This is a genomic window from Mycobacterium sp. (assembly GCF_002863225.1).
Lineage (GTDB): Bacteria > Actinomycetota > Actinomycetes > Mycobacteriales > Mycobacteriaceae > Mycobacterium.
This window is the reverse complement of record NZ_PKEK01000089.1, coordinates 37,771-49,679: the sequence shown is the minus strand read 5'-3', so window position 1 is coordinate 49,679 and position 11,909 is coordinate 37,771. Positions and strand designations below refer to the sequence as shown.

11 protein-coding genes and 1 pseudogene are annotated in these 11,909 nt (G+C 67.3%); 5 read left to right on the top strand and 7 right to left on the bottom strand.

The features are described 5' to 3' along the window. Positions 1-170: 170 nt before the first annotated feature. Positions 171-1,010 (bottom strand): alpha/beta hydrolase, encoded by an 840-nt coding sequence (locus tag CYU59_RS25255; protein WP_293004022.1) that lies wholly within the window; start codon positions 1,008-1,010, stop codon positions 171-173. On the opposite strand from CYU59_RS25255, the pseudogene CYU59_RS25250 reads away from it, so the two are divergent. The 5 genes and pseudogenes from CYU59_RS25250 (at position 958) to CYU59_RS25230 (ending at position 6,068) form a co-directional block, all read left to right on the top strand. Then, positions 958-2,047: pseudogene (locus tag CYU59_RS25250) on the top strand (sigma-70 family RNA polymerase sigma factor). The gene CYU59_RS25255 and the pseudogene CYU59_RS25250 overlap by 53 nt on opposite strands. A gap of 75 nt (positions 2,048-2,122) precedes the next feature. Next, positions 2,123-2,704, top strand: a complete 582-nt coding sequence (locus tag CYU59_RS25245; RefSeq protein ID WP_293004021.1) for a dihydrofolate reductase family protein — start codon at positions 2,123-2,125, stop codon at positions 2,702-2,704. Between the two features lie 93 nt (positions 2,705-2,797). Further along, positions 2,798-3,520: a pirin-like bicupin family protein gene (locus CYU59_RS25240; RefSeq protein WP_293004020.1), complete on the top strand. Its 723-nt coding sequence runs from the start codon at positions 2,798-2,800 to the stop codon at positions 3,518-3,520. A gap of 26 nt (positions 3,521-3,546) precedes the next feature. Then, complete coding sequence (locus CYU59_RS25235; RefSeq protein WP_293004019.1) at positions 3,547-4,872, top strand: ABC transporter permease; 1,326 nt, start codon at positions 3,547-3,549, stop codon at positions 4,870-4,872. A gap of 107 nt (positions 4,873-4,979) precedes the next feature. Beyond that, entirely contained in the window at positions 4,980-6,068 is a 1,089-nt protein-coding gene (locus tag CYU59_RS25230) for a phosphodiester glycosidase family protein (protein ID WP_293004018.1), read from the top strand. Here CYU59_RS25230 and CYU59_RS25225 read toward each other — a convergent pair. The 6 genes from CYU59_RS25225 to CYU59_RS25200 are packed head-to-tail and all read right to left on the bottom strand — an operon-like array spanning position 6,065 to position 11,909. Then, the gene (locus CYU59_RS25225) at positions 6,065-6,841 is read right to left on the bottom strand and encodes a mammalian cell entry protein (RefSeq protein WP_293004017.1); all 777 of its coding nucleotides are present in this window, start codon (positions 6,839-6,841) and stop codon (positions 6,065-6,067) included. The two genes, CYU59_RS25230 and CYU59_RS25225, sit on opposite strands and share 4 nt — an antisense overlap. Further along, entirely contained in the window at positions 6,808-7,413 is a 606-nt protein-coding gene (locus CYU59_RS25220) for a mammalian cell entry protein (protein WP_293004016.1), read from the bottom strand. The genes CYU59_RS25225 and CYU59_RS25220 overlap by 34 nt, the downstream gene beginning before the upstream one ends. Continuing rightward, a complete protein-coding gene (locus CYU59_RS25215; protein ID WP_293004015.1) occupies positions 7,410-8,465 on the bottom strand; it encodes an RDD family protein in 1,056 nt (351 codons plus the stop codon). Before CYU59_RS25215 ends, CYU59_RS25220 begins: the two co-directional genes overlap by 4 nt. After that, positions 8,462-9,175 carry an Mce protein gene (locus CYU59_RS25210; protein WP_293004014.1) on the bottom strand — a complete coding sequence of 238 codons (714 nt, stop codon included), beginning with the start codon at positions 9,173-9,175 and terminating at the stop codon, positions 8,462-8,464. The genes CYU59_RS25215 and CYU59_RS25210 overlap by 4 nt, the downstream gene beginning before the upstream one ends. Further along, positions 9,145-10,710: an MCE family protein gene (locus CYU59_RS25205; protein WP_293004013.1), complete on the bottom strand. Its 1,566-nt coding sequence runs from the start codon at positions 10,708-10,710 to the stop codon at positions 9,145-9,147. The genes CYU59_RS25210 and CYU59_RS25205 overlap by 31 nt, the downstream gene beginning before the upstream one ends. Continuing rightward, entirely contained in the window at positions 10,704-11,909 is a 1,206-nt protein-coding gene (locus tag CYU59_RS25200; protein ID WP_293004027.1) for a virulence factor Mce family protein, read from the bottom strand. The genes CYU59_RS25205 and CYU59_RS25200 overlap by 7 nt, the downstream gene beginning before the upstream one ends.

The following is an 11,909-nucleotide window of genomic DNA, read 5'->3' as shown; positions in this document are numbered from 1 at the left end:
CTCCTCCCCATCGCTGCGCTCTGCATCGTCGCCGGCGGTCATACCTGCGCCGCTCCTCCCCATCGCTGCGCTCTGCATCGTCGCCGGCGGTCATACCTGCGCCGCTCCTCCCCATCGCTGCGCGCACGAGACCAATTTAGGTGAATCGGACGACCTCGCGGCTCCGCCATTCACAGGCGCGCGTCGAGCCAGGACACCACGTCGTCGAGCACCTGCTCCTGCTCCGGCTCGTTGAACACCTCGTGGTAGAGGCCCGGGTAGATCTTCAGTTCGACGTCGCTGCTGCCGACGGCCGCGACGAGCTGCCGGCTGCCCTCCGCGGGGATCAACCGGTCGTCCGATCCGTGCACGACCAGCAGCGGCGCGGTGAGCGACGGGGCCCGTTGCGGCATCGTCTCGCCGACCAGGAACAGCGCGCGGGCAACACCGCCGGGAACTTTGCCGTGATAGACCAGCGGGTCGGTGTTGTAGGCGTCCACCACGGCCGGGTCGCGCGATACGGCGGTGGCGTCGAGCGCCTGCAGCGGGAAGCCCGGCGCAACGGCCCCGACGGTCTTGGCGATCCAGGCCAGCGGCGCCGACACGGCGAGTTGCGCGGCCACCGCCGGTCCGGACAACACCATCAGGTCGTAGTCGTCCGGGTGCTCGACGCCGTAGCTGAACACGATGCCGCCGCCCATGCTGTGGCCCAGCACGATGCGCTTCAGCCCGGGGTGTTCCCGGGCGGCGATCCCGACCAGGGTGTCGAAGTCGGAGGTGTATTCGGAGATGTCGCGCAGCAGCACGCGCTTGCCGCCCGAGCGGCCGTGTCCGCGGTGATCGAGCGCGTAGGTGATCAGGCCCGCGCGACCGAACCGCTCGGCCACGTGGTCGTAGCGGCGGGCGTGTTCGCCCAGGCCGTGGGCGAGGATCAGCACCGCCCTCGGCGTGGTGTCGGGGGTCCACACGTCGTAGACGATGTGCACATCGTCGACTCCGTCGAAGGACCGTTCGGCACGCGTGATTGTCATCGAAGGCAGCGTAAACCCGCTGTCGAAATGAGTCGGACTCAGTCCGTAAGCTCTCTGCGGTGAGTGTGCTCGCCCCCGAACTGGATGATGACGGCCAGACGGACTTCTCCGCGACCGCAGAGCCGTATCGGCGCGAACTGCTCGCGCACTGCTACCGGATGACCGGGTCGCTGCACGATGCCGAAGACCTGGTGCAAGAGACGCTGTTGCGCGCCTGGAAGGCCTACGACCGCTTCGAGGGGAAATCCTCGGTGCGCACCTGGCTGCATCGCATCGCCACCAACACCTGCCTGACGGCTTTGGAGGGCCGCAAGCGGCGTCCGCTGCCGACCGGGCTGGGAGCGCCGAGTTCGGATCCCACCGCGGAGCTGGTCGAGGGTGCCGAGGTGCCGTGGCTCGAACCGTTGCCCGATGCGGCGGGTGATCCCTCGACCATCGTGGGCACCCGCGAGTCGGTTCGGTTGGCCTTCGTGGCCGCCCTGCAGCATCTGTCGCCGCGCCAGCGTGCCGTGCTGGTGCTGCGCGACGTGCTGCAGTGGAAGGCCGCCGAGGTGGCCGACGCGATCGGTTCCACCACCGCGGCCGTCAACAGCCTGCTGCAGCGCGCCCGCGCGCAGCTCGATGCGGCCGGCCTCAGCGCCGACGACCGGTTGCCCGCACCGGACTCCGCGGACGCCCAGCACCTGCTGACGCGCTACATTGCCGCGTTCGAGGCCTACGACATCGAGCGGCTGGTGGACATCTTCACCAGCGAGGCCATCTGGGAGATGCCGCCGTTCGTCGGCTGGTACCAGGGTCCGCAGGCGATCATCACGCTGATCCACCAACAGTGCCCCGCCGAGTTGTCCGGCGACATGCGGATGCTCCCGCTGACCGCCAACGGGCAACCGGCCGCCGCGATGTACATGCGCGACGGGGACGGTCACGTGCCGTTCCAGCTGCACGTGCTGGACGTGCGCGCCGACGGGGTGTCACGGGTGGTGGCTTTCCTCGATTCCGGGCTGTTCGCCAAATTCGGCCTGCCCGAGCGTCTCTGACACCGGCGATGACTTTCGCCGCGGCCGGCGGTCTGTATCCCTGACCAGTCACCACCGGCACGCGAGGAGACCACCATGACGGCTACCTACACCTTCGACGTCTTTTCCAGCCTGGACGGCTTCGGCGGCGTCAATGGCGGCGATTGGGGCGGTTACTGGGGTAAGCAGGGCCCGGAGCTCCTCGCACGCCGTCTCGCCCTGTATGACGAGACACAGCGAATGGTGTTCGGCGCCAACACCTATCGGTTGTTCGCCCAGATGATCGCCGAGAGCACCGAGGACTCCGACGTGCACGACCCGTGGGTCACTCGGATGAGACAGCTACCCGCGACCGTGGTGTCCTCGACGTTGGCCGAACCACTCGACTGGCCCGACGCGACCGTCGCGAAGGGCGACGCCGTCGAGGTCGTCGCCCGCCTGAAAGCGGAGTCCGAGGTACCACTGCGCTCGCACGGCAGCCTGGCGATGAACCGGGCGTTGTCGGCCGCCGGGCTGGTCGACTTCGTCCAGGTCACGCTCTTTCCCGTGATCACCGGTCAGACCGGTGACGACCCGATCTTCAAGGGCGCCGCCGACTTCGACCTCGAGTTGGTCGAAAGCCGGACGCTGGACGGCAACATCCAGGAGTTGACGTACCGGCCCACCCTGCACGGCTAGCGTGTCGAGCGTGAAGCTGGCTTCACGCTGGTGACCGAACGTGCGGCTACCTTCACGTTCGGCGTGCAGCGCGCCGCGGAGTAGCGTGACAGCGTGCCCGCCACCGTCCAGATCCGGCGTGCCGCCGACCGGCCGGTCACCACGACGTCGTGGCTCAACTCGCGGCACTCGTTCTCGTTCGGCGACCACTACGACCCGGACAACACCCACCACGGTGTGCTGCTGGTCAGCAACGACGACGTCGTCGCCCCGGGTGGCGGCTTCGACACCCACCCGCATCGCGACATGGAGATCGTCACCTGGGTGCTGCAGGGTTCGCTGGCGCACCGCGACTCGACGGGCCACAGCGGCGTCATCTATCCCGGTCTGGCGCAACGGATGTTGGCGGGCAGTGGCATCACCCACTCCGAGCGCAACGCATCGAGCACCGAGCCGGTCCGGTTCGTGCAGATGTGGGTGCAGCCCGACGTGGCCGGGGTCGAGCCCGGCTACCAACAACACGCGATCGCCGACGAGGCGCTGACCGGACGCCTGGCGCTGATCGCGTCCGGAATGCCGGGCCACGACGCGGCGGTCGGCATCCACAATCGATCCGCGGCACTGCACGCCGGGCGGCTGCGCCCCGGCGACGACCTGACGTTGCCTGCCGCGCCCTACGTGCACCTGTTCGTCGCCCGCGGTCAGATCGAGTTCCAGCAGACCGTGTTGGACGAGGGCGACGCGGTCCGCCTCACCGCATCCGAAGACGTGCGCATCGCCGCCCGAAGCCCCGCCGAAATCCTGGTCTGGGAGATGCACACAGGCCTCGGCGACTAGGGTGGTGCGGACGAACAGGAGCCGGCATGTCTGAACCGCACGAGCCTCACGAGCTGGCTGAGCACACGTACGGGGACGACGGTTCGGATTCCGTGCGTTATCCGCGGACGAAACCACCTGCCACAGTTCGATTTTGGGCCATACCGATCCTGCTCACACTCGCGGTCACTTCGGCGCTGGCCGCGTTCTGTCTCGGCGGCATTCTGCAGCCGATGACCAACCTGCGGCACTTTCCGATCGCGGTGCTCAACGAGGACGCCGGGCCGACGGGCGCGCAGGTGCTCAAAGGCATGCTGGCCGGGTTCGACCACGACGCCTACGACGTTCGCGTGTTGACCCACGACCAGGCCAAGACCCAGATGGATACCGCGCAGGTCTACGGGGTGGCCGTGATCCCGCCGAACTTCTCCTCGAAGTTGCAGGCCTACGCCAAGAGCGCGTTGACACCCGGACGGGTCGAGCGGGCCGTCATCGTCGTCTCGACCAATCCGCGGGCCGGCACACTGGGCGCGAACATCGCCGGCCAGACGCTGCAGCGCGCGGTGGCGGCGATCGATCAGCGTGTTGGACAACGGCTTTCGCAGGAGGTGGCGGAACAGACCGGCAAAGCACCCGAACCCGGTGCCGTCGCGCTGATGCTGGCCAATCCCGTCGAGGTCAAATCGACCGTGCACAACGCCCTGCCGAACGGCACCGGAAATGGGTTGTCCGCCTTCTACTATTCACTACTGCTGGTGCTGGCCGGTTTCATCGCCAGCATCGTGGTCAGCCGGTCGGTGGACACGACGCATCCCGAACGGTCGGCGGTCTCGCCCCTGCGCATCCTGTTCATCAAGTGGGCAATGGTGGCCGCGCTGGCGCTACTCACCTCGGCGGCCTACCTGCTGATCGCCATGCAATTCGGCATGCCCATCCAAAACAGCTTGACGCTGTGGCTTTTCGGGGTGCTGGCGATCACCGCGGTCGGTGTCGGATCGACGTCGCTGATCGTGGCCTTCGGCCCGGTCGGGACGTTGGTCAGTTTGTTCGCCTTCGTGATCCTCGGACTGCCGTCGGCGGGTGCGACCGTGCCGTTGCAGGCCACTCCGGCCCTGTTCGAGTGGCAGGCGAAGTTCGAGCCGATGCACCAAGTGTTCATGGGCGCAAGGTCTTTGCTGTACCTGGGCGGCCAGGCCGGTTCGGGTCTGGTGCAGTCGCTGGAATGGGTCACCCTCGATCTGATGATCGGCCTGCTGATCGGCGTCGCCGCCACCCGCATCCACGACCGGCGGGGAGCACGTCGCGAACCCGCGACAAAGCCGGTGGTGGCGACGGTCGACCCGTCCGGCGGCGTCCCCTACCCGGGGCGGTAAACGCCAAGCGGCCGAACGTCATTGGACTGCCGCCGAACCGTCATTCCGCTGTTATACGCGTTGCTGTGTAATACCTGAGCAAGGATACTCGGGCCGAAGGGGCAACCGTGCCACATCTCGCTGCCGCCTTTCGGCGCATCGCGGCCTGCTGCGCCAGCGGCGCACTGTGTCTGACGCTGGCCACCAGCACGGGCCAGCCGGTGGCCCGGGCGGAGGCCCGTGAATTGCTGGCCGGTGCCATCGCCAACACCCAGGGCTCGTATCTGGTGTACAACTTCGGCGGCGGGCACCCGGCACCGATGCTCAATGCCGCCGGCAACTGGTACGACGGCGGCAGCGGCGGTCACCTGATGATCATCAAAGCCGCGTCGCAGCGGCTCGAGCCACATCTGTTGGTGGACAGCCACACTGGATCTCAGTCGCGCTGCGAACGAAATCCGCACGCGCGCACCGGCGACGGCCTGATGCAGGCCTCGGAGACCTACACGGCGGTGCAGGCCTGGCAGGTGCTGGGCCGACCGACCATCGCGATCAACGCGAACTTCTTCGACATCCGCGGCCAGAAGGGCGGCTCGTGGCGCTCGACGGGTTGCAGCTCGCCCCTGGGTACCTACGTCGACAACACCCGCGGGCAGGGCCGGGCCAACCAGGCGGTCACCGGCACCGTCCCCTACGCCGGCAAGCAGGGCCTGTCCGGCGGGAACGAGAACTGGAGCGCGCTGGCCACCATGATCCTGCCCAATCGCGGCGCACCGTCGATGCTGTGGCCGCGCGGTGGCCGCGACGGCCACGACTACGACGCCGCCACCGCCCCGGTCACCGGGTTGGTCGAACGCGGCGAACGGTTCGTCGCGGTGAGCGGACTCGGACTGCTGGCGCCCGGAAACACCGGTCAGCTCAACGACGGTGGACCCAGCGCCGCCCGGACCGCGCTGGCCTACTCCAAGCCGCGCGACGAGATGTACGTGTTCCAGGGTGGCAGCTATACGCCGGACAACATCCAGGACCTCTTCCGCGGATTGGGCAGCGACAGCGCGGTGCTACTCGACGGCGGCACCTCGTCGGCGATCGTGTTGCGCCGCGACACCGGTGGCATGTGGGCCGGTGCCGGTGTGCCCAAAGGCAATTGCGACAACTACGACGTGCTTTGCGACGCCCACGAGCGCTCGCTGCCGGGCTGGCTCGCGTTCAACTAGAACTTCGGCGTCAGGTCCAGCGAGGTGATCGTGGTCATCTTGGTGACCAGCCACTGCGCGTGATCCCGTTGCAGCACAAGCCGATACGACAGGTACTTCAGCGACGGGACGTCCTTGGTGGCCGGGCTGGTCGAGGCGGTGTTGGTGTACACGATCGCGGTCGCGTCCGATCCGCTCAGTGATTCCACGGCGGCACCGACCACCTGGGTGCTGTTGGTGATCTTGGCCTGTTTGTTGGGCGCCAGGAGTGCGTCGAGGTATTTGCGGTAGGCGGCCCTGAAGTCCCCGCTGAGATACTGCGACGCCCGATCGGCGAGCTTGTCGATGTTCTCCGGGTTGTAGGTCCACAGCGTCGTGATCGCGTTGGCCGCGGTGCGGGCGACGGTCAGTTTGGTGGCCACGGCGGCGCGGTCGGCGAGATACGGCTGCATCATCGCACCGGCGAATGCGCCGGCGCCGATGAACAACGCGGCGGCCACCGCCGCCACGATCACCGACCATCTGGTCGCGGGCCGTCGCTCACGGAAACGGACGGTGGTCAGGCCGAGGTCGTCGTCTTCGGTTGTGGCTTCGACGTTTTCGTCGTCACTCTCAGACTCGTCGTCGCCCTCAGACTCCTCATCGCTGGCGGATTCCTCGTCGCTACCGAAACCCTCGGCGTTCGACTCGTCTGACACACCATCCGCCGATTCGTCCACAGACGCGGTCTCAGCGGCGGTGTCGTCGGCCGACTCCTCGGTCAGATCACCTGTTGCAGGCTGCTGATCTTCCACTGGTTACCTTCCCGCTGGGCGGTGACCACCCAGCGATTTGTCGTCTCGATCTTCTGCTTTCCGTCAGGAGTCTTGGACGAAACGTCAGTCGCCACCATGACATTGGCGCTGCCGTCGTCGTTCCACCGCTCCACACCCACGGCGAGTGTGGTTCCTTTGGTCGGCTCGGCCCGGGCGATCTGCACCAGGATCTCGTTCTGCTTGTCGTGATACTGCTTGGCGAAATCGCCTGTCGCGTTGGCCAATACCCGGTCGAAGTAGGCGTTGGCGTGAAACGGGTCCAGCGTGGTGAACCCGGTCATGAAGGCCCGGACGTAACCGAGCACATCGACTTCCTGCATGGCCTGCCGGTGATGCGAGCGCTGGTCGACCAGAACAAGTGACGACGTCGCGATGGCGCCCGCGGTGAGCACGGCGGCACCGGTCACCGCTGCGGGAAGCGCCCACGCCCGCGACGGTTTCCACCACTGCGGCCGCAACGTCGGTCGCCATGGCAATCGTGCCCACAGCGTCGGCTTGGGCGTCCTCAGCAGCGGCTCCTCGCCGGGCTGAATTCGTCTGCGGGGGCTCACTTCGGACCCTTCGGCGGTGCCGGCGAGGCCGGCGGCGCTGACTGCTTGGGTGGGGCCGGCGCGTTGGGCGGCTTGGGCTGGGCGGGCTTGGGCTTGGTCACCACGTCGAGGTTGTCGACCAGCCACTGGCCGCTCTCGGCTTTGTCGAACGACACCCGGACCGTGGCGGTGATGAACCGTTGTTCGTCGCCACCGCCGCGGTGGCCCTGCATGAACAACAGCATCGTCGCGGTGTCCCGAGTTGCCGACAGCACCGTGCTGTCGGTCACCCAGTACTCGTTGACCGCGGGATGACCCTTCTGCACCGACTCCTGCTGCTTGACCAACTCGGGTCGATATTTCGCGGTGGTCAGCGACCGGGCGTGCTCGAAGTCCTGCTGCAGCGATTTGGGGTCGTAGGTGAGCATCTGCGCGACGATCTTGGGGCCTTCCGCGTTGACGGCGGCCCGGGTCTGCTCGGCGGCCCGAGCGGGCAGGTATATCGCGAAGACACTGACGGCGGCGCCGACGACGCACAGCGACACCGCCACCCCGGCGGTGATCGCGGCGTGCCGGCGGATGTCTGCAGGGCGCCGATCGGCTGCCGCGTAACGCACTTCGGTGCGCACCAGCAGGTCCGCGAACGTGCGCCGGCGCGAATCCCACAGTGGCCAAAGCCATCCCACGAACACCGACAGGGTGTCGAGCAGGTGCGCGAGTTCGCGCAACGTCAGCCGGCCGACGCCGACCGCGTCTCCGTCTCGGTGCACGACCTCGATACCGAGCAACGCTCTACCCAGGCTCCAGCCCAGGGTCGCCGGCAGCACCGCCCGGTTGACCAGCGTCGCAAGGGTCGTGAAGACAAGGAGCGCGATCGACCCCCACCACCAGAGGCTCTGGGGCGGCGCCGCCAACCAGACCAGCCCCATCGTCACCGTGGCGGCGGCACCGGGCAGCACGTCCACCGCCAGCGCGGCGGCGCGAACCTTCCACCGCGCCAACCCTTCGTTCGGTGTCGGCTCGTCGACTGCCGTGGCTGGGTTATCCGTGGTCTCCTCGACCAGCACCGTCACCTCGCCACCTGGTCGAGCTTGGAAATTCGGTACTTGCCCTCGTCCAGCACCATCGTCACCCGCAGGCGATAGCCCGCTTCCTGGTTCTGCGTCTCGGAGTTGGAGACCTTCACCCGCAGCGGCACCAGAATCTCGACCGAACCGTCGGGGTTGTCGCGTTCGACCGCGGCGCGCAGATCGGACACCTGAACGTGGGCGTTCGCGGCCTGATAGGCCTCGACCAGCAGCCCGCTGTACAGGATCGCCTGCGACCGGAAGGCCCCGGCGCCGCACTCGACGATCTTCTGCGCGCTGGAGGCCATCGCCCCGATGTCCGGCGCCTGGGTGGCCCCCACGCAGTCCTTGGCCGCTTCCACCGCGGCCGCGTCCCGGCGCGCGGTGGCCTGGCTGTCGTGATGTGCGCGCAGCGCGAACAACCCGCCGACTCCGAGGCCGCCCGCCAGCACGACAAGTGCGGCCGCGATGCCGATGAACCAGCCGCGGCCCAGTCGCGAACTGCCGCGTGGGTCTGCCTCGGGTTCGCCGGCCTCGGCTAGGTCCTCGGCGTCTGACTCGGCGACCTCGTGGTCGGCGTCGTCGGATTCCGTTGAATCCTCGGCAGTTTCCTCAGTGCTGAGATCGTCGGCGACCGTTTCGGGTTCGGGTTCCGACGAAGGATCGTGATCCGGGTCGTTCGGGGTCAGCCGGCTGGCGCCAGCATCTCCTTCCATCCGTCATCTCCTGTGTTGCGTGAGTTGTTGACGGAGTACTTAGAACCGTCGGGGCCCGCTACCTCGCCACTCATCGGACTATAGACGGCCGCCGGTGGGCCGCCCGGGGTGTAGATGCAGGGGTTGGGCTGTTGGCCGTTGCACTGGACCCCACCCGAGCCGGGTCGCTGCAACGGATCGCTCTTCGGCGGCGGCGTCTGCCCACCCGGTGGCAGGCGGTTGGCAGGCAACGGGTTGAGGCCGTTGTTGACCGATGGCGCCGGGATCACGAAGCCCGGCTTCACCGCCTGATCACAGCGCCCACCGGGGGCGGGGCAGTTGAGGATCTGGTTGGGGTCGCCGTACCACGGGTTGGTGCCCAGCGGCTCGTACGGCTTTCCGCTGCGGCAATCCTGCGGCGTGGGCGCCCGCTTGCCGGGGACATCCATACACGGCAAGTTGCGCGTCCCGCGGACCGCGTTGGCCTGGAAGTCCTGCGGGATCCGGCAGTAGTTGTTGTCCCGCAGCGGGGCGATGCTGGTGTCCGCCGGCGCGCGCCACTCCGGCGCCGGCCGGAAGCCGGTCAAACACGGTGCCGGGTAGTTGATCGCCAGTGTGAGGTCCAGCGCCGCCATCCGGTCTTTTTCGTACGGGGCGGAGATCGCCTGCACGATCGACCCGAGCTGCGGCAGCATCACCAGGGTCTGCTCGAGGCCGGGGTGGTACCGCTTGAGCATGTCGGCGATGATCTCGACGTTGGCCAGGGTCTGCGGCAGCGATTCACGAACGTCGCTGAACACCGAGTTCACCTGGTCAGCCGTCGGGGCAGCCTGCGTCAGAATGCTTTTCAGGTGTGAATCCTGGGCGGCGGCTTCCCCGCCCAGGATGTTGAGGTTGTGCGCCCAGCGTTCGATCGCATTGCTCGACACGACCTGGCTGTCCAGGATCGGCGCCGCGTTCTGAATGATGTCGTCGACCTGGTTGATGTTGGTCTTGAAGTCGCCGACGATCGCCTGGGTGGAGTCGACCAGACGCTGCAGCGCCGGGCCTAGGCCTCCGACCGCGTCGGCCGTCTCGTCCAGCAACTTGCCGATCTTCTCCTTCGGCAGCACCACCAGACCACGGTTGGCGGTGTCCAGCGCGGGGCCGATCTCACTGGGCACGGTTCCCTTGGTCATCCGCTGACCGGGCGAGAAGAAGCCCTGCGCTTTGCCCTCCGACACCAGGTCCAGGTACTGCTCGCCGACTGCCGACACCGAGTGCACGTTGGCCACCGCGTCGAGCGGGATCTTGAAGTTGCTGTCGATGCTCATCGTGGCTTCGGCGCCCTTTTCCGTCGGCTCGACGGCGGTGACCTTCCCGATTGTGATTCCGCGATAGGTCACGTTGGCTGTCGGGTACAGCCCGCCCGAAGCGGGTAGGTCGGCCTTCAGCTGGTACTGACCGACACCCATCAACGTCGGAAGACGCAGGTAGTAGACCCCCAGCACCAACAAGGCGACGGCAGTCAAGACGCCGAACACGATCAGCTGGCGCTTGATGACACGAGTCAGCATTGCCGGTCCGCCCTCTCCACAAGTGGTCCGCCCGGCGCGTCATTCGGGTTCGGCGTGAATCGCACATCCGGAATCATGGTGGCGGGATCGCGACCATACGACTGCTCCAGTGCCCGCAACGCGCCCGAGAACCCGGTGCCGGTGAGGAAGGCGTTGTCGACCGCCGACAGCGTCGTGTCCACCTCCAGCGAGGAGTTCATGAAGTCACCGCGGATCAGCTTCGGCGCGGTGTCCAGGTCGAACGGCGCGGTGAAGACCAGCTTCAACGCACCGAGCAGGTACGGCGATGCCTTGCCCAATTCCTTCAGCGGGCACTGCAGCGACAGCAGGTTCTGGTGCAGCGGAGCCCGTGCCTCGCCCAGGTACTGGGCCGCGGCCTGGCTGAGCGCACCCACCGACTGGACTGCGTCCACCAGATGCTTCTGGTACTCCGGAGCCGCGAGGTACTTGATCAGCGGCGGGAACTCGGTCAGCACCCGATCCAGCACGTCCGACCGGTTGCCGACGTAGGCCAAGAGCCGGTTCGTCGAGTCGATGGCGTGGGTGATGTCGTCGCTCTGCTCGTTGAGCTGGCGGGTGAAGGTGTCCAATTTGCCGAGGAACGCGCGGATTTGCGGGCCGCGGCCGGTCAAGATCTTGCTGACCTCGTTCTGCAGGACCTCGATGTTCTGCAGGCCGCCGCCGCGCACGACCATGGCCAGGCTCGCCAGGGTCTGCTCGGTGCTGGGGAAGGCCGACGCGTTCTTCAGCGGGATGGTGTCGCCGTTCTTGAGCATCTGCGACGACGGGTCGGCCGGTGGCGCCAATTCGATGTGCTGGGAGCCCAACAAGCTGGTCTGCCCGATCTTCGCGGTGGCGTTCTTCGGCAGCTTGACGTTCTTCTGCAGACCCAGCGTCAGGGTGGCCACCCAGTTCTTGGCGCGGTGGCCGTTGATCTCGAACTCCGGGGTCCGGAGCTCGATCTTGCGGATCGAGCCGACGAAGACGTCGGCCACCATGACCTTGCTGTTTCCGTCGATGGCCAGGGTGTCCGGCATCTGCACGTAGACGGTGTACGAGCCGGACGAGTCGCCCGGACCGCCGGGCAGCGAGACGTTGGAGACGCCGTGCCACCCGCACGAGCTCAACAGCATGGCGGCGACCAGCAACACCAGAGACTGCCAGACCCGGTGGCGGGCTTTGCTGAGCATCACGCGCAT

What these genes read in the sequence shown, in the direction of transcription:
- CYU59_RS25255 (WP_293004022.1), bottom strand. Translation starts at nt 1,010, where the DNA reads ATGACAATCACGCGTGCCGAACGGTCCTTCGACGGAGTCGACGATGTG.
- CYU59_RS25245 (WP_293004021.1), top strand. Translation starts at nt 2,123, where the DNA reads ATGACGGCTACCTACACCTTCGACGTCTTTTCCAGCCTGGACGGCTTC.
- CYU59_RS25235 (WP_293004019.1), top strand. Translation starts at nt 3,547, where the DNA reads ATGTCTGAACCGCACGAGCCTCACGAGCTGGCTGAGCACACGTACGGG.
- CYU59_RS25210 (WP_293004014.1), bottom strand. Translation starts at nt 9,175, where the DNA reads ATGGAAGGAGATGCTGGCGCCAGCCGGCTGACCCCGAACGACCCGGAT.
- CYU59_RS25205 (WP_293004013.1), bottom strand. Translation starts at nt 10,710, where the DNA reads ATGCTGACTCGTGTCATCAAGCGCCAGCTGATCGTGTTCGGCGTCTTG.
- CYU59_RS25200 (WP_293004027.1), bottom strand. Translation starts at nt 11,909, where the DNA reads ATGCGCGTGATGCTCAGCAAAGCCCGCCACCGGGTCTGGCAGTCTCTG.